At 74.5% G+C, this 23,824-nt stretch carries 20 protein-coding genes and 1 pseudogene; 12 read left to right on the top strand and 9 right to left on the bottom strand.

Annotated features, from left to right (window positions below):
- Positions 1-30: 30 nt before the first annotated feature.
- Positions 31-1,002: an EamA family transporter gene (locus tag H0S66_RS00685; RefSeq protein WP_179617034.1), complete on the top strand. Its 972-nt coding sequence runs from the start codon at positions 31-33 to the stop codon at positions 1,000-1,002.
- Here H0S66_RS00685 and H0S66_RS00680 read toward each other — a convergent pair.
- The gene (locus tag H0S66_RS00680; protein WP_180923737.1) at positions 995-2,275 is read right to left on the bottom strand and encodes an HNH endonuclease signature motif containing protein; all 1,281 of its coding nucleotides are present in this window, start codon (positions 2,273-2,275) and stop codon (positions 995-997) included. The genes H0S66_RS00685 and H0S66_RS00680 overlap by 8 nt on opposite strands.
- Before the next feature lie 347 nt (positions 2,276-2,622).
- Between H0S66_RS00680 and H0S66_RS00675 the strand changes: the two genes are divergently transcribed.
- Genes H0S66_RS00675 through H0S66_RS00665 form a run of 3 tightly spaced genes read left to right on the top strand, consistent with a single transcriptional unit; the run spans position 2,623 to position 5,070 of the window.
- On the top strand, positions 2,623-4,299 hold the full coding sequence (locus H0S66_RS00675) for an insulinase family protein (RefSeq protein WP_179617032.1): 1,677 nt from the start codon (positions 2,623-2,625) through the stop codon (positions 4,297-4,299).
- Between the two features lie 54 nt (positions 4,300-4,353).
- A complete protein-coding gene (locus H0S66_RS00670; protein ID WP_179617031.1) occupies positions 4,354-4,635 on the top strand; it encodes a hypothetical protein in 282 nt (93 codons plus the stop codon).
- Positions 4,636-4,668: 33 nt separating this feature from the next.
- Positions 4,669-5,070, top strand: coding sequence for a GNAT family N-acetyltransferase (locus tag H0S66_RS00665; protein ID WP_179617030.1), 402 nt, complete (start codon positions 4,669-4,671; stop codon positions 5,068-5,070).
- 75 nt (positions 5,071-5,145) lie between these two features.
- Here H0S66_RS00665 and H0S66_RS00660 read toward each other — a convergent pair whose 3' ends face one another.
- The 4 genes from H0S66_RS00660 to mce all read right to left on the bottom strand — a co-directional run bounded on the left by H0S66_RS00660 (position 5,146) and on the right by mce (position 9,717).
- Positions 5,146-6,282 carry an AI-2E family transporter gene (locus H0S66_RS00660; RefSeq protein ID WP_179617029.1) on the bottom strand — a complete coding sequence of 379 codons (1,137 nt, stop codon included), beginning with the start codon at positions 6,280-6,282 and terminating at the stop codon, positions 5,146-5,148.
- Positions 6,279-7,511, bottom strand: coding sequence for a hypothetical protein (locus H0S66_RS00655; RefSeq protein WP_179617028.1), 1,233 nt, complete (start codon positions 7,509-7,511; stop codon positions 6,279-6,281). The genes H0S66_RS00660 and H0S66_RS00655 overlap by 4 nt, the downstream gene beginning before the upstream one ends.
- Before the next feature lie 260 nt (positions 7,512-7,771).
- Complete coding sequence (gene ccrA / locus H0S66_RS00650) at positions 7,772-9,109, bottom strand: crotonyl-CoA carboxylase/reductase (RefSeq protein WP_179617027.1); 1,338 nt, start codon at positions 9,107-9,109, stop codon at positions 7,772-7,774.
- A gap of 128 nt (positions 9,110-9,237) precedes the next feature.
- Positions 9,238-9,717 carry a methylmalonyl-CoA epimerase gene (gene mce, locus H0S66_RS00645; RefSeq protein ID WP_179617026.1) on the bottom strand — a complete coding sequence of 160 codons (480 nt, stop codon included), beginning with the start codon at positions 9,715-9,717 and terminating at the stop codon, positions 9,238-9,240.
- A gap of 180 nt (positions 9,718-9,897) precedes the next feature.
- Between mce and H0S66_RS00640 the strand changes: the two genes are divergently transcribed.
- From H0S66_RS00640 to H0S66_RS20220, 5 genes are read left to right on the top strand one after another with little or no spacing between them, the layout of a single operon-like run.
- Positions 9,898-11,088 carry an acetyl-CoA C-acetyltransferase gene (locus tag H0S66_RS00640; RefSeq protein WP_179617025.1) on the top strand — a complete coding sequence of 397 codons (1,191 nt, stop codon included), beginning with the start codon at positions 9,898-9,900 and terminating at the stop codon, positions 11,086-11,088.
- Complete coding sequence (gene meaB, locus H0S66_RS00635) at positions 11,072-12,037, top strand: methylmalonyl Co-A mutase-associated GTPase MeaB (protein ID WP_179617024.1); 966 nt, start codon at positions 11,072-11,074, stop codon at positions 12,035-12,037. Before H0S66_RS00640 ends, meaB begins: the two co-directional genes overlap by 17 nt.
- A gap of 60 nt (positions 12,038-12,097) precedes the next feature.
- Entirely contained in the window at positions 12,098-13,216 is a 1,119-nt protein-coding gene (locus H0S66_RS00630; RefSeq protein WP_179617023.1) for a glycosyltransferase family 4 protein, read from the top strand.
- A gap of 2 nt (positions 13,217-13,218) precedes the next feature.
- Positions 13,219-13,977 (top strand): glycosyltransferase, encoded by a 759-nt coding sequence (locus H0S66_RS20225; RefSeq protein WP_258017045.1) that lies wholly within the window; start codon positions 13,219-13,221, stop codon positions 13,975-13,977.
- Positions 13,947-14,375, top strand: a complete 429-nt coding sequence (locus H0S66_RS20220; RefSeq protein ID WP_258017201.1) for a glycosyltransferase — start codon at positions 13,947-13,949, stop codon at positions 14,373-14,375. The genes H0S66_RS20225 and H0S66_RS20220 overlap by 31 nt, the downstream gene beginning before the upstream one ends.
- Here the strand turns inward: H0S66_RS20220 and H0S66_RS00620 are convergent.
- Together H0S66_RS00620 and mptB are read right to left on the bottom strand one after the other, a co-directional pair.
- On the bottom strand, positions 14,317-14,673 hold the full coding sequence (locus H0S66_RS00620) for a hypothetical protein (RefSeq protein ID WP_180923735.1): 357 nt from the start codon (positions 14,671-14,673) through the stop codon (positions 14,317-14,319). The two genes, H0S66_RS20220 and H0S66_RS00620, sit on opposite strands and share 59 nt — an antisense overlap.
- Positions 14,604-15,731 (bottom strand): polyprenol phosphomannose-dependent alpha 1,6 mannosyltransferase MptB, encoded by a 1,128-nt coding sequence (gene mptB / locus H0S66_RS00615; RefSeq protein WP_180923732.1) that lies wholly within the window; start codon positions 15,729-15,731, stop codon positions 14,604-14,606. Before mptB ends, H0S66_RS00620 begins: the two co-directional genes overlap by 70 nt.
- 158 nt (positions 15,732-15,889) lie before the next feature.
- Here mptB and H0S66_RS00610 point away from each other — a divergent pair.
- Positions 15,890-17,026: pseudogene (locus H0S66_RS00610) on the top strand (UDP-glucose dehydrogenase family protein); the annotation flags it as partial.
- 213 nt (positions 17,027-17,239) lie between these two features.
- On the opposite strand, the gene H0S66_RS00605 reads toward H0S66_RS00610, so the two are convergent.
- Positions 17,240-18,664: an FAD-binding oxidoreductase gene (locus H0S66_RS00605; RefSeq protein ID WP_179617020.1), complete on the bottom strand. Its 1,425-nt coding sequence runs from the start codon at positions 18,662-18,664 to the stop codon at positions 17,240-17,242.
- 1,402 nt (positions 18,665-20,066) lie between these two features.
- Positions 20,067-21,797, bottom strand: coding sequence for an AfsR/SARP family transcriptional regulator (locus H0S66_RS00600; RefSeq protein ID WP_180923730.1), 1,731 nt, complete (start codon positions 21,795-21,797; stop codon positions 20,067-20,069).
- A gap of 91 nt (positions 21,798-21,888) precedes the next feature.
- Here H0S66_RS00600 and H0S66_RS00595 point away from each other — a divergent pair, with 91 nt between their 5' ends.
- On the top strand, positions 21,889-22,860 hold the full coding sequence (locus H0S66_RS00595; RefSeq protein WP_179617018.1) for a co-chaperone YbbN: 972 nt from the start codon (positions 21,889-21,891) through the stop codon (positions 22,858-22,860).
- A gap of 14 nt (positions 22,861-22,874) precedes the next feature.
- On the top strand, positions 22,875-23,642 hold the full coding sequence (locus H0S66_RS00590; RefSeq protein ID WP_179617017.1) for an EI24 domain-containing protein: 768 nt from the start codon (positions 22,875-22,877) through the stop codon (positions 23,640-23,642).
- The last annotated feature ends 182 nt before the right edge of the window (positions 23,643-23,824 follow it).

Here is a 23,824-nt window from a genome sequence, read left to right as displayed (position 1 = left end):
TTACCAAACGAGGCTCTAGCGTCATGACCCATGACGACCTTGACTCATGACGCGCCGATGCCCGCCGCGGCGACGTCCCGCCTCGGGGCCGGGCTGACCTTCGCCCTGGTCTCCGCCCTGTCCTTCGGGCTCTCGGGCGCCCTGGCGCGAGGTCTGCTGGACACGGGCTGGAGCCCGGGCGCGACGGTGCTCATCAGGGTCGCGATCGCGGCAGCGGTCGTGCTGCCGCTGGGTCTCCTGTCCCTGCGCGGGCGCTGGGCGCTGCTGCGCCGCAACACCGGGCTGGTGGTGACCTACGGCGTGCTGGCCGTGGCCGGTGCCCAGTTCTGCTACTTCTCGGCCGTGCAGTACATGCAAGTGGGGCCGGCACTCCTGATCGAATACACCGCCCCCGCTGCCGTGGTGGTCTGGCTGTGGCTGCGCCACGGCCAGCGCCCGGGTGCGGTCACCCTCCTCGGCGCCGGCCTCGCGGCCGCAGGCCTGGTGCTGGTGCTCGACGTGGCCTCCGGCGCCGACATCAGCCTGCCGGGCGTCGCCTGGGGCCTCGGGGCGATGGTCGGCGCGGCGACGTACTTCGTGATCTCGGCCGACGAGGACAACGGACTGCCGCCCTTCGCGCTGGCCGCCGGCGGGCTCGTCGTCGGCTCGCTGGTGCTCGGCACGCTGGGCCTGGTGGGGCTGATGCCGATGACCGCCGGCACCGCCCCGGCGTCGTACGCCGTCGGGGAGGTCGCCTGGTGGGTGCCGGTGCTGCTGCTGGGCCTGGTGACCGCCGGGCTGTCCTACACGAGCGGGATCGCCGCCGGCCGGCGCCTGGGCTCGCGGCTGGCGTCGTTCGTGGCGCTGACCGAGGTGCTGGCCGCGGTGGTCTTCGCCTGGCTGCTGCTCGACGAGCTCCCGCGCGCCGTCCAGCTCGTCGGCGGCGTGCTGGTCCTCGCCGGCGTGGTCGTGGTCAAGCTGGGGGAGTCGCGCACCGTGCGGCCGGAGCCCGTCGTCACCTGACCCGCCGGCGTGCCTTGAGCTCCCAGCCTCGGAGTGGGTGCTGGGTGAGGTGCCACCGGGGGTCGTGGGCGCGGTGGTGGTGCCAGGAGCAGAGGGGTAGTGCGTCGTCGAGGTCGGTGTCGCCGTGGTGGGCCCAGGGGGTGAGGTGGTGGGTCTCGGTCCAGGCGAAGGGTCTCTCGCAGGTGCCGATGGCGCAGGTGTCGTAGAGCAGGAACAGGGCTTTGCGTTGGTGGTGGGTGTGGAGTCGTCGGGTGCGGCCGAGGTCGAGTGGGACTGAGTCGTTGGTGCCGGGCGGGGCGCCGAGGACGGTGGGGACGAGTCCGGCTTCGCAGGCCAGGCGGCGTAGGTCGCCGGCGGCGGTGCGGATACCGGTGTCGAGGCGGGCGGTGCCGGTCTCGTGGGGGCCTTGCCAGTCGGGCCAGTTGCTGGGGTCGAGGTCACCGGTGGCGGCGAGGTCGCGGGTGAGGTCTTCGGCGGTCATGGTGACCAGGAGCGTCAGGGCGTTGGCGCCGTTCCAGCCGTCGGTGGGCAGGTGCTCGATGAGCTCGCACAGGGCGTTGCCCGCGATCTCCCAGCCGGACAGGCCGTGGTCGGGGCCGGTGGGGGCGGACTCGTCGTACCCGGACATCGACTCACCATCAGCGCCGGTGCGCGCCTTGTTGAGGCGGCGGGGTGCCGAGAGGGTCTCGATGGCGGTGCGGAGCAGGGACCCGTGGAGCTCGGGGATGGTGAACTTCCCGGAGTAGGTGCCGTCGCCGTTGTCGTGCAGCGCCAGGTAGGTCTCGTGCTTCGCACGGCGGGACTCGCGCCCGAGCATGATCGCTTCGTGCTTGTCGGCGAGGTCGCGGTCGACGACGTCGAGCATCCGCCGAGCGGCCTGTCTGAGCCTCTTGGGGTTCATCGGGCGCCCGGTGCGGGTGCCGATGCCGGTGGCTTTGTTGACCAGGACCTCTTCGGCGGCGGCGAGCTGTTCGGGGGTGGTCTGGAGGGGTGCTTGTTCGGCGGCGGCGACGATGATGCGGACCTGGCGGGTGGTGATCGCGCCGGTGGCGTATGCCTGACGGGCGTGGTGGTACTTGCTGCGGAGCAGCTCCGCGACCCGGGCACCACCGGCGAGCACCTCCCGGGACTGGCCGGTCAGCGCGGCCGCCCACGCGTCGGTACCGGTGGCGGCTTCGCTGTCGGCGACCTGGCGTCGTTCGGCCTCACCGAGCACCTCGCCCAGCAGCGCGGACGCCTCCGCCTCCAGTCCCGAGAGGGCTTGGACCAGCACGGCGAGGTCCTCGACCGGCTGCCGACGCAGATCCCCGTCGCGTGCCGCGGCCATCGCAGCACGAGCCGCCGCGACCGCCGCCGCGACAGGACCCGACTCAGGCGCTGGGGCGAGGCTGGCGGGCACCCCAGGACCCGGGCCGGGGGCCCGGTCGCTGGTGGGGTGCTGGAGCAGCCTCATGCCCATCATTCTCCCACGCGGAGACCGAATTGTCGAACACTTGTTCGATGCGATGGGGGGTGATCGCCGGCGACGAGCGATATCGCGATTGCGGGCCGGCGTCGTGTGATTCGTAGAGTTCTCGGTCCACCGCCGACCGGGCGGGTAGCGGATGTGAGAGGTCCTTCGTGCAGCAGACCACCGTCGACGGTGTCCCATGCTTCTGGGTCGATTCGGGCCGGCCCACCCTGACGGCTCGTCTGCTCTTCCGCGTCGGTAGTGCTGACGAGCCGTTGAACGAGTCTGGCTGGCTGCACCTGCTCGAGCACTCAGCCCTGCACGGCCGGGGCGGCGGCGCGTTGCAGGTCAACGGTTTCGTCGCACCTCTGGTGACCGGATTCGACGCGCACGGGCCGACTGAAGCGGTGGTGCAGCACCTCAACGAGATGACGTCGACGTTGACCCGTCCGGATCCGGATCGGCTGTTGCGTGAACGTGACGTGCTTCGGGCCGAGGGTGAGATGCGCGGTGGCCCGAGTGTCCGGGCACTCAGCTGGCGCTACGGGGCGCGCGGTCCTGGCGTCGTGGCGATGGGTGAGCCCGGACTGGGACGTGCCACGGTCGCAGGTCTCGAGGAGCGTGCGCACCGTGTGTTCGCGCGGGGCAACGCCGCGCTCGTGCTCGACGGCCCGGTGCCTCCCGGTCTGCGCTTGGACCTCCCCGACGGTGAGCTGCTTCCCTTCGCACAAGCACATCCCTGCAAGCAGAGACTCCCTGCGTGGTACGTCGACGAAGGCCTGGTCCTCAGCGGCGTGGTCACCCGATCCGACGCAGCGACGATCCTGCCCGACATCATCGAGCGTGGGCTGCGCGTGAAGTTCCGCGACGAGGCTGCTGCGTCCTACGCCCCGTGGGCGACCTACGAGGCGGTGGACGCCGAGCGCGCCCTGGTCATTGCGGGCTCCGACGCCTCACGTGTCCTCATGCCGACCCTCGCGCACCAGGCCCGGATGCTTGTCCGAGATCTCGGGAACCACGGCCCGGAGTCGACGTGGCTGGACGACGTCAAGGCCATGCGGCGCCAGGCCATGACGGATCCCTACGCACTTGTCGGGTCCGCCATGCGGGCGGCCCACGAGCACCTCCGTGGGCGGCCCGTCCTCGACCAGGACGAGGTCCTGGCTGAGCTGGACGCCACGACCACCGAGGACGTCCGAGCCAGCGCCCAGGAATTCGCCTCCTCGCTCCTCCTGGGACTCCCTGGTGACGCCACCGCACCCACCGACATCCCTGTCGTCGCGCAACCCCTCGAGGCGGGCGTCGTCACAGGTCACCGTTTCCGCAGGGCCGACTGGCCAGCGACCACCCATGCGCTCGTGGTCGACTCGGACGAGGCCCACCTCGTCGCCAATGACGAGTACACCCGCTACCGCGCGTCCGACATCGCGGGCATGATGCGCTGGGACGATGGAGGACGCCACCTCATCACCTTCGACGGGTGGGGCTTGACCGTCGAACCACAGGACTGGCGTGGCGGTCGCAAGGCGGTCGAGCTCCTTGATGCTCTGGTCCCGCCTGCTCGCCACCTCCCGATGCCGGACCGGGACCCCGCTCCACCGCCACGGCTGCCGAACCTCCCGCGCCGCTGGTGGAACGCCGTGACCCGACCGTGGAGCCACCACGCGCTCGTCGCCTGGGGAAGCCTGGTCGTCGTGCTCGCCGTGGTGCGTGCCGTCAGCAGCGGCTCCGCCTCGGGCATCGGTCTGCCACTCATCGTCGCCGGGTTCTGCTTCTACATCGCCGCGAAGAGGTACGACCAGCGCACCTACAGGGGTCGGCAGCGCATGCCCGACTCCACGCACTGATCCGTCGGGCGGGCCTGATCTTGTGCCGCCCGGGACGCTAGGTTCGGCCACGTGATGACGCTCCTCGAGGCCACGACTGCTGTCGTGCTCCCCGCACTGCGGTCTGTCCTCGACGACGGCGAGATTCGCTCGTTCGAGCTAGGACTCTCGGACGAGCTGGAGGGGTCGGTCGTCCTGCGTCTCGATGTCCAAGGTGAGATCTTCCGTGATCTCGTCGTCCAGGGCCACGTGCCCCACACGACCCCCGAGGAGTGGCGCGAGCGGTTGCGATCGAACCTCGTCGACTTCGTGGCCGAGAGCCGCTTCGGCTGGGGAGAGAACCGCGACCAGCGCTGAGGCCGTCGACGCGAGCGGCCTAGGGTGCTCGGCATGGCGACCGCCGACATCCGCCCCTACCGCGACCAGGACCGCCGCGACGCCGAGGCGATCGCTCGGCTGTCCACGACCGTGCAGTGGCCCTCCCTGACCGACGCCGAGGTCGTGCACCGGGTCTGCACCGCGCCGGGTGCCGAGGCGTACGTCGCCGACGTGGACGGCGAGCTGGTGGGCTGGGCGCAGGCGCTCGGCGACGGTGTCCTGCAGTCGCACCTCGGGTTCGTGGCGGTGCACCCCGACCACCGCGGCCGCGGCATCGCCCGGCTGCTGGTGGTCGCGGTCTTCCAGGCGACCGGCACCCTGCGGATGGATCTGATCACCGACTCGGCCTCGGGGCTCTACGAGTCCTTCAGCCACACGCGCATGCAGGGCTTCCGGATCTACCCCGGCGCCTGACCCCGAGCCGGGAGCCGGCGCCGGCTCGGCAAGGAACTGGCGCCGGCTCGGCGAGGAACTGGCGCCGGCTCGCGGCTAGGCGGCGTCCTGGCGGCGGATGAAGACCTCGCGCACCAGCATCAGGATCGCGGCCGCGGTCGGGATGGCGAGCAGGGCGCCCACGACCCCGAGCAGGGCGGCACCGACCAGGGCCGCGATCACGATGACCGCGCCGGGCAGGTCGACCGAGCGTGACATCACCCGCGGGTAGATCACGTAGTTCTCGACCTGCTGGTAGACGACGTAGAAGACCAGGCAGGCCAGGCCGATGGTCGGGTCCGTGGCGAAGCCGATGGCGGTCACGATGACCGCGCCGATGGTGGCGCCGATCATCGGGATGACGTCGAGCAGCGCCACCACGAAGGCCAGCGCGACGGCGTACTCGCCCAGCCCCACGATGAACAGGAAGATCAGGGAGGACAGCCCGGCGGCGAGGGCGACGACGAAGGCGCCCGACACGTAGCCGCCGATGCCGGCGAGCACGCGGTCGCCGAGCTTGCTGACCCGGTCGCGGCGCGAGGCCGGCGCGAGCCGGTAGAGCCCGGCGGTGGTGGCCTTCATCGAGGCCAGGAAGTAGAGGGTCAGCACGATGATGATGAAGGCGTTGAACAGCGCCCCGAGCACCGCGAGCCCGATGCCCAGCGCGCCCCCGAAGAGGGTGCCGACGAAGTCGCCGCCCGCGACGTAGTCACGCGCCTTGTCGACGACCTGGTACTCGTCGTTGAGCTGCTGCACGCGCTCGTTGCTCTGCAGCTGGTCGAACCAGCCGGGCGCGTTCTGGCCGATGGCCGCGACCTGGTCGGTGATGACCGGGACGATCGCCACGGTGAACAGGGCCACGACGACCAGGAAGGCGACGATGACGGCCAGCACGGCCATCGACCGGCTGAGCCCGCGCCGCACCAGCGCCTCGACGGCGGGGTTGAGCCCGGCCGCCAGGAACAGCGCGACGACCACCAGCAGCAGCGTGCTGCTGATCGAGAGCAGGGTCGTGCCCAGCCACCAGGCCGTCAGCGCGCCGAGGCCGCCGAAGAAGCCCAGGTAGAACGGCGCGCGCCGGTCGATCGGGGGACCAGGGGTGCCGAGGTCCTCCGAGGAGCCCGCGTCGTCGGACGCCTCGTCGTGGTGCTCCTGCTCCTCGACGGGCGCTTCCTCGGCGGCCGCGTCGCTCACGAGGTGGAGCCGGTCTGCGTCTCCTCGTCGTCGCCGAAGGCGTTGACCAGGTCGGCCAGCGAGGCCAGCTGGGCGGTGATGCCGTCGCGGCGCTTGCGCAGCCGCTCGACCTCGGCGCGGACCTTGGCCAGCTCTCGCTCGGCCTCGGCGGTGCTGGTCGAGCTGATCGACTCCGACTGGGTGCGGGCCGAGACCACGATCTGCTCGGCCTCGCGCCGGGCGCGGCCCAGCATCGCCTCCGACTCCTTGGTGGCCTGCTCACGGTGCTGCGTGGCCTGGGCGGTGGCCTGCGCGGCGCGCTCCTCGGCCGCGCTCGCGCGCTGCTCGGCCTCGGCGACCAGGCGCTGGGTCTCGGCCATGGCGGTGTTGTGGTGGTCGGTGGCCTCGCGGGCCAGGCGCTCCTTCTCCACCGCGAGGGTGCGTCGGGCCTCCTGGACCTCGCGGTCGGCCGCGGCGCGCGCCTGCTCGACCGCGCGCTGCGCGGAGGTGCGCATCTCGGTGGACTCCTGCTCGGCGGCCAGGCGCAGCTGGTCGGACTCGCGGCGCGCCGCCGCGAGCACGTCGGCGGCCTCGCTGCGCGCCAGGCTCAGCTCCTGCTGGGCGTCGGCGAGGATGCGGGTGCGGTGCTCCTCGAGCTCCTTGAGCTGGACCATCCGCATGTCCTCGGCCTCGCGGGAGGCGTCGGCCCGGATCGCCTGGGCGTCGCGGGTGGCCTGGCTGCGGATCTCCTCAGCGTCGCGCTCGGCGGTGTCGCGGATCTCGGCGGCCTCCTCCTCGGCCAGGCGCAGCATCGAGCTGGCCCGCCCGCCCAGCCCGGCGTACGACGGCCGCTCGGCCTCGGCGAGCTCCTCGCGGGCCGCGGCGACCTCGCGCTGCAGCTCGGCCACCCGCCGCTCCGACTCGGCGAGCGCGCTGGAGAGCCCGCTCTTCTCGCCGACGAGCTGGCGCACCTTGGTGTCGACGACCGCGGCGTCGTAGCCGCCGCGACGCACGGTCGGGAAGGTCGGGGTGTCGGTGCGTGCGGCTCCGCCGCTGCTGCCGGTGCCGGCGCTGCCGCCCGCGGCGGCCCCGCGGGGCGCGGTCGCGGGGGTGCTGCGGGGGGCTGGAGCGGCGCCGCTCGCGCCGCTCTTGGCGTCGCTGCCGACGGTGGGGATCACCTGGGTCTTGTCGGCGTCGCCCGCGGGGCGCTCCGGCTCGTCGTCGAAGATGGACAGGCCCTGGTCGCTCATCGAGAAAACCCTTCTTGCCGCACTGGGGGGAGGAACTGGTGACGCATCGCCCGAGTCGGCGTGCTCCCGGTGCTCATCTTGGCCGATGCCGCCCCCGGAGCACACCTCGCCACCCCCGGATCCGCCTGAGAAGGCGCTGTGAGTGCCGCAGGCCGCGCGGTGTTCACGCCGGCGTGACGCAGGCGGCCCGCCTGCAGGAGCTGCAGGCGGGCCGCTGGTCGAGCGTCGTACGGGGCTGGTGGTGCTGGTGGTGCTGGGGCTCAGACCCCGCGGAAGCGGTTGATCGCGTCGATGTGCTTCTCGCGCATCTCGGTGTCGCGCACGCCCAGGCCCTCCTCGGGGGCCAGGCACAGCACGCCGACCTTGCCCTGGTGCAGGTTGTGGTGCACGTCGAGGGAGGCCTGGCCGACCTCGTCCATCGAGTAGGTGCGCGACAGGGTCGGGTGGATCATGCCCTTGGCGATGAGGCGGTTGGCCTCCCACGACTCGCGGTAGTTGGCGAAGTGGCTGGAGACGATCCGCTTGAGGTTCATCCACAGGTAGCGGTTGTCGTACTCGTGCATGTAGCCCGAGGTCGAGGCGCAGGTGGTGATGGTGCCGCCCTTGCGGGTGACGTAGACCGAGGCGCCGAAGGTCTCGCGACCCGGGTGCTCGAAGACGATGTCGATGTCCTCGCCGCCGGTCAGCTCACGGATCTTGGCGCCGAAGCGCTTCCACTCGGCGGGGTCCTGGGTGTGCTCGTCCTTCCAGAACTTGTAGCCCTCCTCCGAGCGGTTGATGATCAGCTCGGCGCCCATGGAGCGCGCGATCTGGGCCTTCTCCTCGTTGGAGACCACGCAGACCGGCACGGCGCCGCCGTTGAGGGCGTACTGGGTGGCGAAGCCGCCGAGGCCGCCCGAGGCGCCCCAGATCAGCACGTTGTCGCCCTGCTTCATCTGCCCGGCGTTCCGGGAGACCAGCTGGCGGTAGGCGGTGGAGTTCACCAGGCCCGGCGAGGCGGCCTCCTCCCAGGTCAGGTGGGCCGGCTTGGGCATCAGCTGGTTGGACTTGACCAGCGCGATGTGGGCCAGGCCGCCGAAGTTGGTCTCGAAGCCCCAGATCCGCTGCTGCGGGTCCATCATCGAGTCGTCGTGGCCCTCGGCGTCCTCGAGCTCGACCGAGAGGCAGTGCGCGACGACCTCGGTGCCGGGCTGCCACTTCGTCACGCCCGGGCCGGTCTGCAGCACCACGCCGGCCAGGTCGGAGCCGACCACGTGGTAGGGCAGGTCGTGGCGCTTGGTCAGCTCGGAGAGGCGGCCGTAGCGCTTGAGGAAGCCGAAGGTCGAGACCGGCTCGAAGATCGAGGTCCACACGGTGTTGTAGTTGATCGCCGAGGCCATCACCGCGACGTACGCCTCGCCCGGGCCGAGCTCGGGCAGCGCCACGTCCTCGACGTGCAGCGACTTGCGGGGGTCCTTGTCGCGGGTGGCGACGCCCTCGAACATGTCGACCTCGTCGGCGTGCACGGTCACGGCGCGGTAGGACTCGGGCAGGTCGAGGTTCGCGAAGTCTCCGGGGGCGGTGTCGCCCGCCATGATCGCGTCGAGGATGTGCTGCACGTGGGCTCCTGGTGGGTTGGGCGGGGTGTCGCGGGTGGTGGTGCGGGGTGCTGGTCGCGAAGATTACTGCCGGGTAACCTCGGGGTCGACCCGGTGTGACCCACGGCTCACCGTGGGCCGGTGGTGGCTCAGTGCCCGGCGGCCGGCTCGACGATCTCGACGAGCACGCCGCCGGCGTCCTTGGGGTGCACGAAGTTGATGCGGCTGTCGGAGGTGCCTCGGCGCGGCTCGTCGTAGAGCATCCGCAGGCCGCGCTCGCGCAGCAGCGCGCTGACGGCCTCGACGTCGGTGACGCGGTAGGCCACCTGCTGGCAGCCGGGCCCGTTGCGGTCGATGAACTTCGCGATCGTCGAGGCGGGCGAGAGCGGCGCGAGCAGCTGCACGCACGAGGTGGAGTCGCCCACGGCCATCATGGCCTCGCGCACGCCCTGCTCCTCGTTGACCTCCTCGTGGGCCAGCCGCATCCCGAAGACGTCGCGGTAGAAGGCGATGGCCTCGTCGAGGTCGGGGACCGCCATGCCGACGTGGTCGATGGCGGTGAAGAGGTGGCCGGGCACGCCCAGGGGGCCGTCGCTCTCGCCGGGGCTCGGGGCAGGGGAGGAGGTCATGGCGAGCATGGTCGTACGCCGCACCGCCCCGCGACAACGGTCCGAGCGCAGTTGTGACGTGTGCCTCACGACCGGTGGTCGGCGGCCGGTACCCAGCGAAGTGACTCGTCGGTATCGTCGCTGGGAGGCGTGGTCCGCACCACTGCCGACCCGCCCGCAGTCGTCGTCCTTGGAGGAAACATGTCCGGAACCGTCATCGTCGCGGGTGCTCGCACCCCGATCGGCCGCCTGCTCGGCGGACTGAAGAGCCAGACCGCCGCCGACCTCGGCGGCGTGGCCATCAAGGGTGCGCTCGAGAAGGCCGGCGTGGGCGCCGACCAGGTCGACTACCTGATCATGGGCCAGGTCATCCTCGCCGGCGCCGGCCAGAACCCGGCCCGCACCGCCGGCCTGCTGGCCGGCCTGCCCGCCTCGGTCCCCTCGATCACGATCAACAAGGTCTGCCTCTCGGGGCTCAACGCGATCGCGACCGCCGACCAGATGATCCGCGCCGGCGAGGCCGACGTGATCGTGGCCGGCGGCATGGAGTCGATGACCAACGCGCCGCACCTGCTGCCCAAGTCCCGCGAGGGCTTCAAGTACGGCGACGTCCCCCTGGTCGACTCGATGGCCTACGACGCCCTCTTCGACCAGGCCACCCAGCAGGCGATGGGTGGGCTGACCGAGCAGTGCAACGCCCAGGGCACCAAGCTGACCCGGGAGGAGCAGGACGAGTTCTCGGCCCGCTCCCACCAGCGCGCCGCCGAGGCGTGGAAGAACGGCGTCTTCGACGACGAGGTCGTGCCGGTCGAGATCCCGCAGCGCAAGGGCGACCCGGTCGTCGTCGCCCAGGACGAGGGCGTGCGCGGGGAGACGACCCCCGAGTCGCTCGGCAAGCTGCGCGCCGCCTTCGCCAAGGAGGGCACCATCACCGCCGGGTCCGCCTCGCAGATCTCCGACGGCGCCTGCGCCGTGGTCGTGATGAGCAAGGCCAAGGCCGAGGAGCTCGGCCTGACCTGGCTCGCCGAGATCGGTGCGCACGGCATGGTCGCCGGCCCCGACTCGACGCTGCAGATGCAGCCGGCCAACGCCACCGCCAAGGCCTGCGAGAAGGAGGGCATCTCGCCCGCCGACCTCGACCTGGTCGAGTTCAACGAGGCCTTCGCGGCCGTCGGCATCGAGTCGGCGCGCAGCCTGGGCCTCGACGAGTCCAAGGTCAACGTCAACGGCGGCGCGATCGCGCTGGGCCACCCGGTGGGCATGTCCGGCGCCCGCGTGGTGCTGCACCTCGCCCTCGAGCTCCAGCGCCGCGGCGGCGGCGTCGGTGCGGCCGCCCTCTGCGGTGGCGGCGGCCAGGGCGACGCCCTGATCGTGCGTGTCCCGACGAGCTGACCACGTCGTCCCGGACCTCGTCGAGCGCGCCCGCGCCGGCGAGGTCCGGGCCGTCGCACGGCTGATCTCCCTGGTCGAGGACGAGTCCCCGGCCCTGCGCGAGATGATGGCCGCCCTGGCCCCGCACACCGGGCGGGCCCAGGTCGTGGGCATCACCGGCTCGCCCGGCGTGGGCAAGTCGACCTCGACCAACGCCCTGGTCGGCGCGCTGCGCGCCGCCGGCAAGCGGGTGGGGGTGCTCGCGGTCGACCCCTCCTCGCCCTTCTCGGGCGGCGCGCTGCTCGGCGACCGGATCCGGATGCAGGACCACGCCTCCGACCCGGGCGTCTACATCCGCTCGATGGCCTCGCGCGGCCACCTGGGCGGCCTGGCCTGGAGCACGCCGCAGGCCGTGCGGGTGCTCGACGCCTCCGGCTTCGACGTGGTGCTGGTCGAGACCGTCGGCGTCGGCCAGAGCGAGGTCGAGGTGGCCGCGGCCGCCGACACCACCCTCGTGCTGCTGGCCCCCGGCATGGGCGACGGCATCCAGGCCGCCAAGGCGGGGATCCTCGAGATCGGCGACGTCTTCGTCGTCAACAAGGCCGACCGCGAGGGCGCCGACCGGGTGCGCCGCGACCTGCGCTCGATGCTGTCGCTGGGCGAGCGGCCCGACGACGCGTGGCGCCCGGGGATCGTCAAGACCGTGGCCTCGGCCGGCCAGGGCGTCGACGACGTCGTCGCCGAGATCGAGCGGCACCGCGAGTGGTCCGAGCGCACCGGCGCCCTCGGCCGCCGCCGGGCCCGCCGCGCGCGCGTGGAGGTGGAGGCGATCGCCGTCACCACGCTGCGCCGCCGCTGGGCCGACGTCGGGCGCAGCGAGCGGCTCGACGAGCTCGCCGCCGCCGTGGCGCAGGGCGGCACCGACCCCTACACCGCTGCCGACGACCTGCTCTCCGCGTTCACCGACTGATCACCCGCCCGCCCCCGCGCCGCTCCTGCTGCGTCAACCCGGGCGCTCGAGGGTGGGGCCATGCGCGTCGCCGTGGTCACCGAGTCGTTCCTGCCCCAGGTCAACGGGGTCACCAACACCGTGCGCCAGGTCGTCGACCACCTGCGCCGCACCGGCCACCAGGCGATCATCGTCGCGCCCGGCCCCGGCCCGTCGTCGTACGACGGGGTGCCGGTGGTGCGGGTGCGCTCGGTGGGGCTGCCGACCTACCGCTCCTTCCCGATCGGGCTGCCCGACGCCGCCGTCCACCGCGCCCTGGCCGACTTCCGCCCCGACGTGGTTCACCTGGCCTCGCCGATCGCCCTCGGGGCGGTGGGCCTGCGCGCCGCGCGCCGCCTCGGGGTGCCCACGGTCGCCGTCTACCAGACCGACGTCGCCGGCTTCGCGCGGCACTACCGGGTGCGCGCCGACCTGCTGGCCAGCGCGTGGGTGGGCCGGCTGCACCGCCGCGTCGACCGCACCCTGGTGCCCTCGACGACGTCGTACGCCCAGCTGCGGGCGATGGGTGTCGGCGACCTGCACCTGTGGCGCCGCGGGGTCTCGCTCGACCTCTTCGACCCCGCCCGCCGCAGCGCGGAGCTGCACGCCCGGTGGGCGCCGGACGGCGAGTGCGTCGTGGGCTACGTCGGTCGCCTGGCCCCGGAGAAGCAGGTGCGTCGGCTGGTGGAGGTCTCGCGCCTGCCCGGGGTGAGGGTCGTGGTCGTCGGCGACGGCCCCGAGCGCGAGGCCCTGGAGCGCCGGATGCCCGGGGCGGTCTTCACCGGCATGCTCGGCGGCGCCGACCTGGCCCGCGCCTTCGCCAGCCTCGACGCCTTCGTCCACCCCGGCGAGTCGGAGACCTTCTGCCAGACCGTGCAGGAGGCCCAGGCCAGCGGGGTGCCGGTGGTGGCCGTGGCCGCGGGAGGACCGCTCGACCTGGTCGAGCACGACCGCACCGGGCTGCTCTACGACCCGCGCCGCACGGGTGGCCTGGAGGCGCAGGTCGCGCGGCTCGTCGCCGACCCCGCCCTGCGCGCCGACCTGGCCGCCCGGGCCGCCGGCGAGGTGGCCCAGCGCAGCTGGGCGTCCGTCGTGGGCCAGCTCGTCGAGGAGCACTACCGAGCCGTGCTGCGCCCCGCCGCGCACCGATCGGCGGCCTGAGGGTGCGGATCGCCCAGCTGGCCAACTTCGTCGGGCCCGCCTCCGGGGGTATGAAGACCGCCGTGCAGACCCTCGGCGCCGGCTACGCGGCGGCCGGCGTGCCACGCCTGCTCGTGGTGCCGGGCCCGCGCGACCGGCGCACCGCCACCGAGCACGGCGACGTGGTGCAGCTGCGCGCCCCGAGGGTCGGCGGCGGCTACCGGCTGATCGTCGAGCCGTGGCGGGTCGGCGAGGTCCTCGAGCAGTTCGCGCCGACCTCGGTGGAGGTCTCCGACAAGGCGACCCTGTGGCCGGTCGCGCACTGGGCCCGCCGGCGCGGCGTGCGCTCGGTGCTGTTCTCCCACGAGCGCCTCGACGCGATGCTCTCCCTGCGCACCGGCCGCGAGGTCGGCGGCCCCGGCATCACCGCCCCGGTCTCGGTGCTCAACCGGGTGCTGGCGCGCAGCTTCGACGAGATCGTGGTGACCTCCGACTTCGCCCGCCGCGAGCTGCAGCAGGTGGCCGGCGCCGCCGGCACCACGCTGCACCGCGTCGCGCTCGGCGTCGACCTCGAGACCTTCACACCACCCGACGACCGCGCCGGGCGCGGAGCGGTGCTGCGGCTGGTGCACGCCGGCCGGCTCTCGCGGGAGAAGAGCCCGCACCTCGCGGTCGGTGCCGCGGTCGAGCTGCACCGGCGCGGCGTGCCGGTGCGCTCGACGTCTACGGCACCGGGCCGCACCGCGACGAGCTGGTCGCCCTGGCCGCCGAGGCCCCGGTGACCTTCCACGGCCACGTCGCGGGCCGCCGCGCGCTCGCCGAGCGGCTCGGCCGCGCCGACGTCGCGCTCTCGGTCTGCCCCGGCGAGACCTTCGGGCTGGCGGTCCTCGAGGCCCTGGCCTGCGGCACCCCCGTGGTCACGGCGTCGTACGGCGGCGCGCGGGAGCTCGTCGGACGACGTGTGCGGCGCCTGGGGCCGCCCGGGCGGGGTGACCTGGCCGACGCGGTGCTGGCGCTCGCCGCCCGGCCCGAGCACGTGGTGCGCAGCGCCGCCCGGGCCCGGGCCGAGGTCTTCGGCTGGGACCGGACCGTGCACGACATGCTCGCCGTGCACGCCGGCCTCAGGCCGGCAGCGAGGGACGTGCCGGCCGCCGGGGCGCCGGCAGGCCGGACGGCCTGACCGCCCAGGTCAGCGCGATCGCCAGACCCACCACCATGGTCAGGGTCAGCGCGATCGCCACGTGCAGGCCGCGCAGCTCGGAGTCGAGCGGGGCGGTGATCCCCAGGGCGAAGGAGAACCACAGCAGCAGCGCCAGCGCCCGCCCCCGCAGGTGGCAGGCCGCCGCCAGCGGCAGGCACCACAGCGCGTACCAGGGGTGCACGACGGGGCTCAGCAGGACCGTCGCCGTCAGGGCGAGGGCGGTGGTGCGCAGCGCCGCCGCGCCGTCGCCGGTGGGCGCGCCCAGCGCCAGCAGCACCACGAGCCCCACTGCCACGACCTGGGCGAGCAGCCGGGTGCCGGGCAGCAGCAGCTCGACGGTCGCGCTGAGGGCCAGCGGTGTGTGCACGGTGCCGGGGACCCCGAGCGCGTGCACCCAGCCGCTCCCGGTCCCGGCCACGACGCCGACCCCGACCAGCACCGCCACGCTGACCAGCCCCACCTGGGCCACCCGGCCCAGGCGCTCGCGCAGGCCGGCCCGGCGTGCAGGCTCAGCAGCACCACCCCGAGGCAGACCAGCCCGCCGGGCAGCTTCACCGCGGCGGCCAGGCCGCCGGTGGCCGCTCCCAGCACCCACCCCCGCTCGGCCGCGACCACCAGGGCGGCGGCGCCCAGGCCCACCATCAGCAGGTCGTTGTGCAGGCCGCCGACCCCATGGGCGAGCACCAGCGGGCTCGGCAGGACCAGCGCGGAGACGAAGGCGGGGTCGTGGCGGGTCCAGGCCGCCAGCCGCGGCAGCGCCCAGGCCAGCAGCGCCAGGCCCACCAGGGCCAGCAGCCGGTGCCCGACGACCATCGCCCAGGGGGAGTCGACGAGCCGCGCGGTGCCCGAGCCCCACAGCAGCGGCAGCGGGCCGTACGGCGTCGGGGTGGCCAGCCAGCGCGGGTCGACGGCCTCGACGACCGGCCCGGAGAGCACGCCGGGGCCCCAGGTGTAGGGGGAGAGCCCCAGCCGGGTCAGCTCGCCCTGGGCCGCGTAGCTCCAGCCGTCGCGGCTGAACAGGGGAGGGGCCACCAGCAGCGGCAGGACGAACAGCACGGTGGCGCGGCGCACGGCGTGCAGGTCGGCGTGCCCGTGCCCGGCGGCCCGCCACAGCCGGACCCAGGCGGCGCTGAGCAGCCCGAGGCCGCCGACCACCACCACGAGACCGCTCATCCGCCCGGGCATCGAGTGCCGCCAGGCGAGGTCGGCGACCCAGGAGCTGTGGGGGACGGCGCTGATCACGAGACCGCCGAGGAGCACGAGCACCGAGCCGACGACGCCCAGGCGCAGGGTGGTGAGGGAGGAGACCGCACGAGGGGTCGTGGTGGCGGGCACGGCCCGACGCTAGGGGCGCCCGGGGGCCGGTGGCGCACACCTCGGTGAACGCTGCGGCAACGACGGGCGACCCGGCGCCGCAAGCGTTCGGCACCCGTTCACCGGCCCTCCACGAGACCGCTCCGCAGACGTCGGCACCGGTGCCCACCGTGGGGTCCATGCGACTCACCGTGATCGGCACCGGCTACCTCGGCGCGACCCACGCCATCTGCATGGCGGTCCTCGGGCACGAGGTGCTCGCCCTCGACCGCGACCTCGACCGGCTCGAGGCCCTCGCCGGCGGTCGGGTCCCCTTCCACGAGCCCGGACTGCCCGAGATGCTGCGCAAGGCCCTGGACTCGGGGCGGCTGCGCTTCACCGACGACGTCGCGGAGGTGGCGGCCTTCGGTGACGTGCACTTCGTCTGCACCGGCACCCCCCAGCTGCCCGGCTCGATGGGCGCGGACCTCTCGCAGGTCGAGGGCGCGGTCACCGCGCTCGCGCCCCACCTCGAGCGCCCCTGCCTGGTGGTGGGCAAGTCGACGGTGCCGGTGGGCACGGCCGAGCGGTTGGCCGCGACGCTGGCCGCCCTGGCCCCGGCGGGCGACGCGGCCGGGCTGGCCTGGAACCCCGAGTTCCTGCGCGAGGGCCACGCGATCGAGGACACCCTGCGTCCCTCGCGGCTCGTCCTGGGCGTCACCTCCGACGACGCCCGCGAGCGGCTGGAGGCGGCGTTCGCGCCGCTGCTGGCCGCCGGGGTGCCGTGCGTGGTCACCGACCTCGCGACCGCCGAGCTGGTCAAGGTGGCCGCCAACTCGTTCCTGGCCACCAAGATCTCCTTCATCAACGCCATGGCCGAGGTGTGCGAGGCGTCCGGCGCCGACGTGCACCAGCTCGCGGCCGCGCTCTCCCTCGACGACCGGATCGGGGGCCGGTTCCTCAAGCCCGGCCTGGGCTTCGGCGGCGGCTGCCTGCCCAAGGACATCCGGGCCTTCATCCACCGGGCCGAGGAGCTCGGCACCGGTCACAGCGTGCGGTTCCTGCGCGAGGTCGACGACATCAACCAGCGCCGGCGCGGGCGCACCGTCGAGCTGGTGCGCGAGGCCGCCGGCGGCGACCTGCGCGGGGTGCGCGTGTGCGTGCTCGGGGCCGCCTTCAAGCCGCACTCCGACGACGTGCGTGACGCGCCCGCCCTCGACGTGGCCCGTCGGCTGCACGAGGAGGGTGCGCGGGTGGTGGTGGTCGACCCGCAGGCCCTCGACAACGCCCGGCGCACCCACCCCGAGCTGGAGTACGCCGGCTCGGCCCTCGAGGCCGCGGCGGGCGCCCACGTGGTCGCGCTGCTGACCGAGTGGGACCAGTTCCGCGGGCTCGACCGGCCCGGCTCGGCGCGGTGGTCGAGCGCCGTGCGGTCGTCGACGCCCGCGGCGCCCTCGACCCGGTCGCCTGGCGGGCCGCGGGCTGGACCCACCGGGGCCTGGGCGCCGCCTGAGCGGCCGCCCGGGTGCCCGGCGCGGCCCGCCGCCCGGTCAGGCCCCGGCCGGGCGGATGTTCTGGTTGACGTGGAAGAAGTTGGTCGGGTCGTAGGCCGTCTTCACCTGCACCAGGCGCGCGTAGTTGCCGCGGTAGGCCGCCCGGACCCGGTCCTCGCCCTCGTCCATCATGAAGTTGACGTAGGCGCCGCCGGCCGAGGTCGGGTGCAGCTCGGACCAGTAGCTCCTGGCCCACTCGGTCATCGCTGCGTTGTCGGCCGGGTCGGGGCTGACCCCGACCATCACCCCCGCCCAGCCGCCCGAGCGGTAGGCGAAGGCCGTGGCGTCCTGCGGCACCCGCGCCGCCGCCCCGTCGATGGGGTAGAGGTGCATCGTGGAGTGCCCGGTCGGCAGCGCCTCGCCGTACCTGCTGTGGACGTCGACGGCCTCGTCGCTGATGGACTCGTACATGTCGGCGCGCCAGTACCACTGCAGCCCGGCGGGGTAGAGGGCGTTGAAGGCCGACTGCAGCACGTTGAAGGGCATCTCGTGCATGCCCACCACGAGGGGCTCGCCGAAGGAGCGCACAGGGTCGAGCAGCTCGTCGGCGCGGTCGTGCGGGCCGGTGTAGCACCAGACGATGCCGCAGGCCTTGCGGCCCCACAGCTCCTCGGGGAAGGGCGCGGCCGGCGGGATGGTCATCACCCCGAACCAGCCGCTGAGCTCCTCGGGCAGCGAGGGCAGCAGCTCGCGGTACCACCGCAGCACCTCGGCGGTGTCACCGATGTCGTAGAGCACCGGGCCGCCGATGACCACGCCGCCCTCGCCGACCGGGTGGCAGCGGAACTCGAAGGAGGTGACGACGCCGAAGTTGCCGCCGCCGCCGCGCAGCGCCCAGAACAGGTCGGGGTGGTGCTCGGCGTCGGCCGTGACGAGCCGGCCGTCGGCGAGCACCACGTCGGCCGAGAGCAGGTTGTCCACCGTCAGTCCGTAGCGGCGGCTCAGGTAGCCGACCCCGCCGCCCAGGGTCAGGCCGCCGACGCCGGTCGAGCTGAGGAAGCCGGTGGGGGTGGCCAGGCCGAAGCCGACCGTGGCGTGGTCGACGTCCTGCCAGGTGCAGCCGCCGTCGACGCGCACCGTGGCCGTGGTCGGGTCGACGCGCACCGAGCGCATCAGCGACAGGTCGACGACCAGGGCGTCGTCCCAGACCCCCAGCCCGCCGGCGTTGTGGCCGCCGCCGCGGATGGCGAGGTCGAGGCCGTGCTCGCGGGCGAAGCCGACCGCGGCGACCACGTCGACGGTGTCGCGGCAGCGCGCGAGTGCCGCCGGCCGGCGGTCGATCATGCCGTTGTAGACGGCGCGGACCTCGTCGTAGGCGTCGTCGTCGGGCAGCACGAGCGGGCCGCGCAGCAGGGCCGTCAGCTCCTCCCAGGGAGGACGGTCGGCGCGCGTGCCGGGGCTGGTGGGTGCGGTCGTGGTCATCTCGGGTCTCCTGGTGCGTCGTCGGGACGGGCCGGTGCCCGTCGGGGCCGAAGCTAGGGAGCGGGGCGTTCAGCCAGCGTTCGCGTCGCGGCGAGGGCGTCGCGGCAGCGTTCGAGCAGGGCGGCGCTGCCGTGCTCGGCGGCCAGGGCGGCGGCCTGCTCGAGCAGCGGGGTCGCCTGCTCCGGCGCCAGCAGCCCGGCGCGCCGGCGCAGCACCTCGGGCAGCCACCACACGTCGGAGTGGGTGCGGGCGCTGACGGTGGCCGCGTCGAGCAGGGCCAGCGCCCGGTGCGGGTCGCCGGTGCGCTGGGCCAGCAGGTCGAGCCAGTAGGGCATCCGGGTGAAGGCCCCGATGCGGCGCAGCCGGGCGAGGGCCGCCTCCATCCGGGCGGTGCCGGCCCCGTCGTCGGCGGCCCACCCGGCGAGCAGCTCGCCCCAGTCGGCGTAGTAGGCGAAGCCGTGGCGGCCGGACAGCTCGGCCAGCTCGTCGGTGCAGGCCAGCAGCCCGTCGGTGTCGCCGAGCAGCTGTCGGGTCAGGGCGGCGTAGCCGAGCGCGATGGTCAGGCTGTAGGGGTGCGCGAGGGCGCGGGCCCGGGCCACCGCCTCCTCGGCCCGCCGCCCGGCCGACGAGGCGTCGCCGAGCAGCCAGTGGGCGTGGGCGGACCAGGCGTGGGCGTGCACGGCGGGGTGGCTGCCGATGCTGAGCGACGCCTCGTCGGCCCCCAGGGTGGTGGCCTGCTCGAAGTGGACCAGCGACTCGCCCGGCGCGCCGAGCGAGAGCAGCGAGCCGGCGCAGGCGAAGTGCGCCTGCGAGCGCAGCAGGTCGCTGTCCGGGTCGCCCGGCCGGCCCGGCTCGACGAGGGCGAGGGCCCGCTGGGCCAGCCCGTGCGCGCGGGGGATGTCGCCCTGCACGAACCGCGCGGCCCACAGGCCCACGAGGCCGTCGACGGTGGCGTCGAGCAGGCCCGCGTGCTCGGCCAGCTCGACCGCCCGGGTCAGGGTGGCGGCGAGCTCGGGGTCGGAGTAGCCGCGGGAGGCGTTCAGCGAGCGCGCCAGGCCGGAGAGGGCGCGCAGCTCGCGCCGGTCGCGGCCCGGGCCCGCCGGCAGGTCGGCGACCAGGCGGGTCGTGCGGCGGTGCAGCCGGGCCGCGTCGGCGTGGGCGTAGACCGAGTCGGCCAGCTGCGCCGCGCGCTGGAAGAGCTCGCAGGCGCGACGGGTGGCTCCCGCCCGGGCGTACTGCTCGGCCAGCTGGTCGGCGACCGGGTCGAGGTCGCCGGCGTGCAGCTCCTCGAGCCCCGCCGCGACCCGGCGGTGCAGCAGCCAGCGGGTCGCCGGGGTCAGCTGCTCGTACGCCGCGCGGCGCAGGAGATCGTGGGAGAAGTCGTAGCGCTCGCGGTGCACCGTCAGGATCCGCCGGCGCCACAGCTCGTCGACGGCACGCACCACCGCCTCGGGGGAGAGATCGGAGGCGGCCACGAGCAGGTCGAGCGCCACGTCGCGCCCGACCGCGGCCGCCAGGTCGACGACGCCCCGGCACTCGGCGTCGAGGTCGTCGAAGCGGCTCCGCAGCAGCTCGCCGAGGTCGGGGGAGGCCACGTCGAGGTCGACCAGCCCCGGGTCGCGCCGCACCGCCTCGACCAGGTGCAGCGGGAAACCTCCCGTCGCGGCGTGCAGGAGCCGGGCCTGCTCGGTCGTGGCCCCGGGGCACAGGCGCTGCAGCAGGGCGCGCTCGCCGAGGGGCCCAGCGGTCGCAGGGGCAGCTCGCGCACCGGGGCTGCCGCGCGCGCACGGCGTACCCAGCCGTCGAGGCCGGGACCGGCGCCCAGGTCGCCGCTGCGGGCGGTCAGCACCAGCAGCAGCGGGCGCCGCGGGTCGTCGCTGCGCAGCAGGCCGAGCAGCTCGAGGGTCTCGAGGTCGCACCACTGCGCGTTCTCGAGCACCAGCACGACCACGCGCCCGGGCGGGCGCAGCGCCTCGGCGAGGCCGCGGGAGAACCGGTGGCGTCGCCAGGCGTCCACGACACCGCGGCCGCCGCCGCCGTCGGCGCTGCCCCCGCCGCCGGGCAGCAGGCGGTCGACCTCCTCGCGCCACGGGGCGGGCAGGGCCGCCAGCCACGGCTCGAGCGCCGGCTCGGCGAGCCACTGCGCCACCGGGGCCAGCGGGAGCGGGGCCGCGTCGGCGTAGCAGTGGGCGCCGGCCACGCAGGCCCCCGCCGCCGCGGCACGCTGCACCAGCTCGTCGACGAGGCGCGTCTTGCCGACGCCGGGCTCGCCGGTGACCAGCACGGTGCGCACCGAGCCGCGCGCCGCGTCCTCCAGCGCCCGCTCGAGCCACGCGAGCTCGTCGGCCCGCCCCACCAGGCCCACGGAGGTGGGCTCCGGGGGCTCCGGCTCGGCGGCGGCCCGGTCGGCCACCAGCCGGTCGCGCAGCTCGCAGGTGGCCGGGTCGGGTCGCACGCCCAGCTGCTCCTCCAGCACGTCGGCGCAGCGGTGGAAGGTGGCCAGCGCCCCCGCCCGGTCGCCCTGCTCGGCCTGCAGCCGCATCAGGTCGCGGTAGGCGGTCTCGTCGAGCGGGTCGAGCGTGATGCGCCGCCGGGCGGCGCGCACCGCCAGGTCCCAGCGTCGCGCCGCGCCGGCGGCCACGGCCAGCGCGCCGCACAGCTCGCGGGCCCCGTCGACCAGGCCGGCGCGCTGGGTCAGCACCCACTCGTCGTACAGGCCGGGCAGCAGGTCGCCGCCGTACGCCGCGAGGGCGCGCTGGCCCTCGGCGAGCAGCGTGTCGGGGTCGTCGTGGGTGCCGTCGAGGGCGCGGGCCCGGCCGGCGAGGTGCTCGACCAGGTCGACCGCGACCTCCCCGGTCCCGACCCAGGTCAGGTCGGTGGCGGTGACGACCACCGAGGCGTCGGCGCCGGGGAGCCGGCGCAGCTGGTGCAGCTCGCGCCGCAGGTTGGTCAGGGCCTGCTGCTGAGCGGAGTCGGGCCAGAAGGCCTCGGCGATCCGGGAGCGCGGCTGGGGGCTGCCCGGGTGCAGCGCGAGGTAGGCGATCAGCGCGATCGTGCGCGACGAACGGGTCAGCACCTCGCCGGTCTCGTCGTCGACGGCGCTGCGCTCTCCCAGGACCCGCACGCGGAGCATGCCTACGAGACTGCGCCTCCCACGCCGCCGCGTCGAGCCTGGGCCCGGACCGGTCCGCGCGCGCCGCCACAGGATCCCTAGCATGGGGGACATGACGCAGCAGCCGTTCTCCCGTCCCGGTGCGATCGACCTCTCCGCCCTCAAGCGCCCCGCCCAGGCGCCGCCCGCCCAGCCCGGTGCCCCCGGTGCCCCCGGTGCCGGCGCGGGCGGCAGCAGTGCCGGTGGTGCCGGTGGTGCGGGGGCCTACGCCGTGCAGGTCGACGAGCAGAACTTCCAGACCACCATCGAGTCGTCGATGACCGCCCCGGTGCTGCTGGCCTTCTACTCGCGCACCCAGCTGCCCGAGAGCGGCCAGATGGCCGACGACCTCGCGACGCTGGCCGACGAGTTCGACGGCCGCTTCCTGGTCGGCCTCGTCGACGTCGACACCTCCCCGCAGATCGCCCAGGCGGTGCAAGTCCAGTCGCTGCCCTACGTGGTGGCCGTGCTCGAGGGCCGCCCGGCGCCGCTGCTGCAGGACGTCGTGCCGCTCGAGGAGCTGCGGGGCGCGCTGACCCAGGTCGTGCAGCAGCTCACCGCGCAGGGGATGACCGGGCGCCACCAGCCGCGTGCGGGCGCCCCGGCCGGCGACGAGGGCGAGGCCGAGCAGGTCGACCCCCGCTACGCCGCCGCCCAGGACGCGCTGGGCTCGGGCGACATCGACCTCGCGGTCGCGGAGTACCAGAAGCTCGTCGACGCCAACCCCGCCGACGCCGAGGCCGTCGCCGGCCTGGCGATCGCCAAGGTCATGCAGCGCACCCAGGGCGTCGACCTGCACGCCGCGCGGGCCGCGGCGGCGGCGAACCCCGACGACGTCGAGGCGCAGACGCTCTGCGCCGACCTCGACCTGGCCGGCGGCCACGTCGAGGACGCCTTCAACCGCCTGGTCGACCTCGTGCGCCGCACCAGCGGCGACGACCGCACCAAGGCCCGCGAGCACCTCCTGGGCCTCTTCGCCGCCGTCGGCAACGACGACGAGCGGGTGCTGCGCGGGCGCGGCAACCTGGCCAACGCCCTCTTCTGAGCAGGCCCGAGGTCATGGCCCTGCTCGACGGCGTCGCCGGGGCGGCGTACGTCGGGCGCGGGCTGGCGACCTGGCGGCGCCGGCCCGGGCTGATGCTGCTCGGCGCGGTGCCCGCCCTGCTGGTGCTGCTGGTGGTCCTGGCGGCGCTGGTCGCGCTCCTGGTCAACCTCGGCGACCTCGTCGCCTGGGCCACGCCGTTCGCCGACGGGTGGGCCGAGGCGCTGCGCGGGCTGCTGCGCCTGGGGCTCGGGCTGCTGGTGCTGGTCGGCTTCCTGGTGCTCACCTCGGTCACCTTCACCGCCGCCACGCTGGCGGTCGGGGACCCCTTCTACGCGCGCATCTGGCGCGAGACCGAGGCCTGGCTCGGCGGACCGGTGCCGACCTCGGGGCTCTCGGCCTGGCGCTCGGTCTCCGACTCCCTGGTGCTGGTCGCGCTCGGGCTGGCGACCGCCCTGGGCGTGCTGCTCGTGGGGCTGCTGCCGGTCGTCGGCGCGGTCGTCGGCGCCGTGGCCGGCCTCGCGGTCTCCGGCTGGCTGCTGGCCGGGGAGCTGCTGGCCCGCCCCCTGGAGGCCCGGGGCATGGACCGGGTGCAGCGCCGCGACCTGCTGCGCGGGCACCGGGCGCGGGTGCTGGGCTTCGGGATGGCCACCCAGGCGTGCTTCCTGGTGCCGCTCGGCGCGGTGGCGGTGATGCCGGCCGCCGTCGTCGGCGCCACCGTCCTGGCCCGCGACCTCCTCACCCGTCCCACATCTCCCGCCGACCCGGCGCAAACCTCGCGCTGACCCGTCGCAAACCTCCCGCTGACCCGTCGCAAATGTCGCGCTGACCCGGCCCGAAGTCGCACCGACCCGGCCTCAGCGCGCTCGATCGCGCCGGGGTGGTGGGAGTTCTGGAAGGATGTCGCCGTGCTCCCTTCCTCAGGTCGGACCGGGGCGTCCGGTCCGGACGTTCGCCGTGCCCTCAT

It is taken from the genome of Nocardioides marinisabuli, from assembly GCF_013466785.1.
GTDB classification, from domain to species: Bacteria; Actinomycetota; Actinomycetes; order Propionibacteriales; family Nocardioidaceae; genus Nocardioides; species Nocardioides marinisabuli.
Note: the sequence above shows the minus strand (reverse complement) of the source record. Positions and strands in the feature narration are given on the sequence as shown.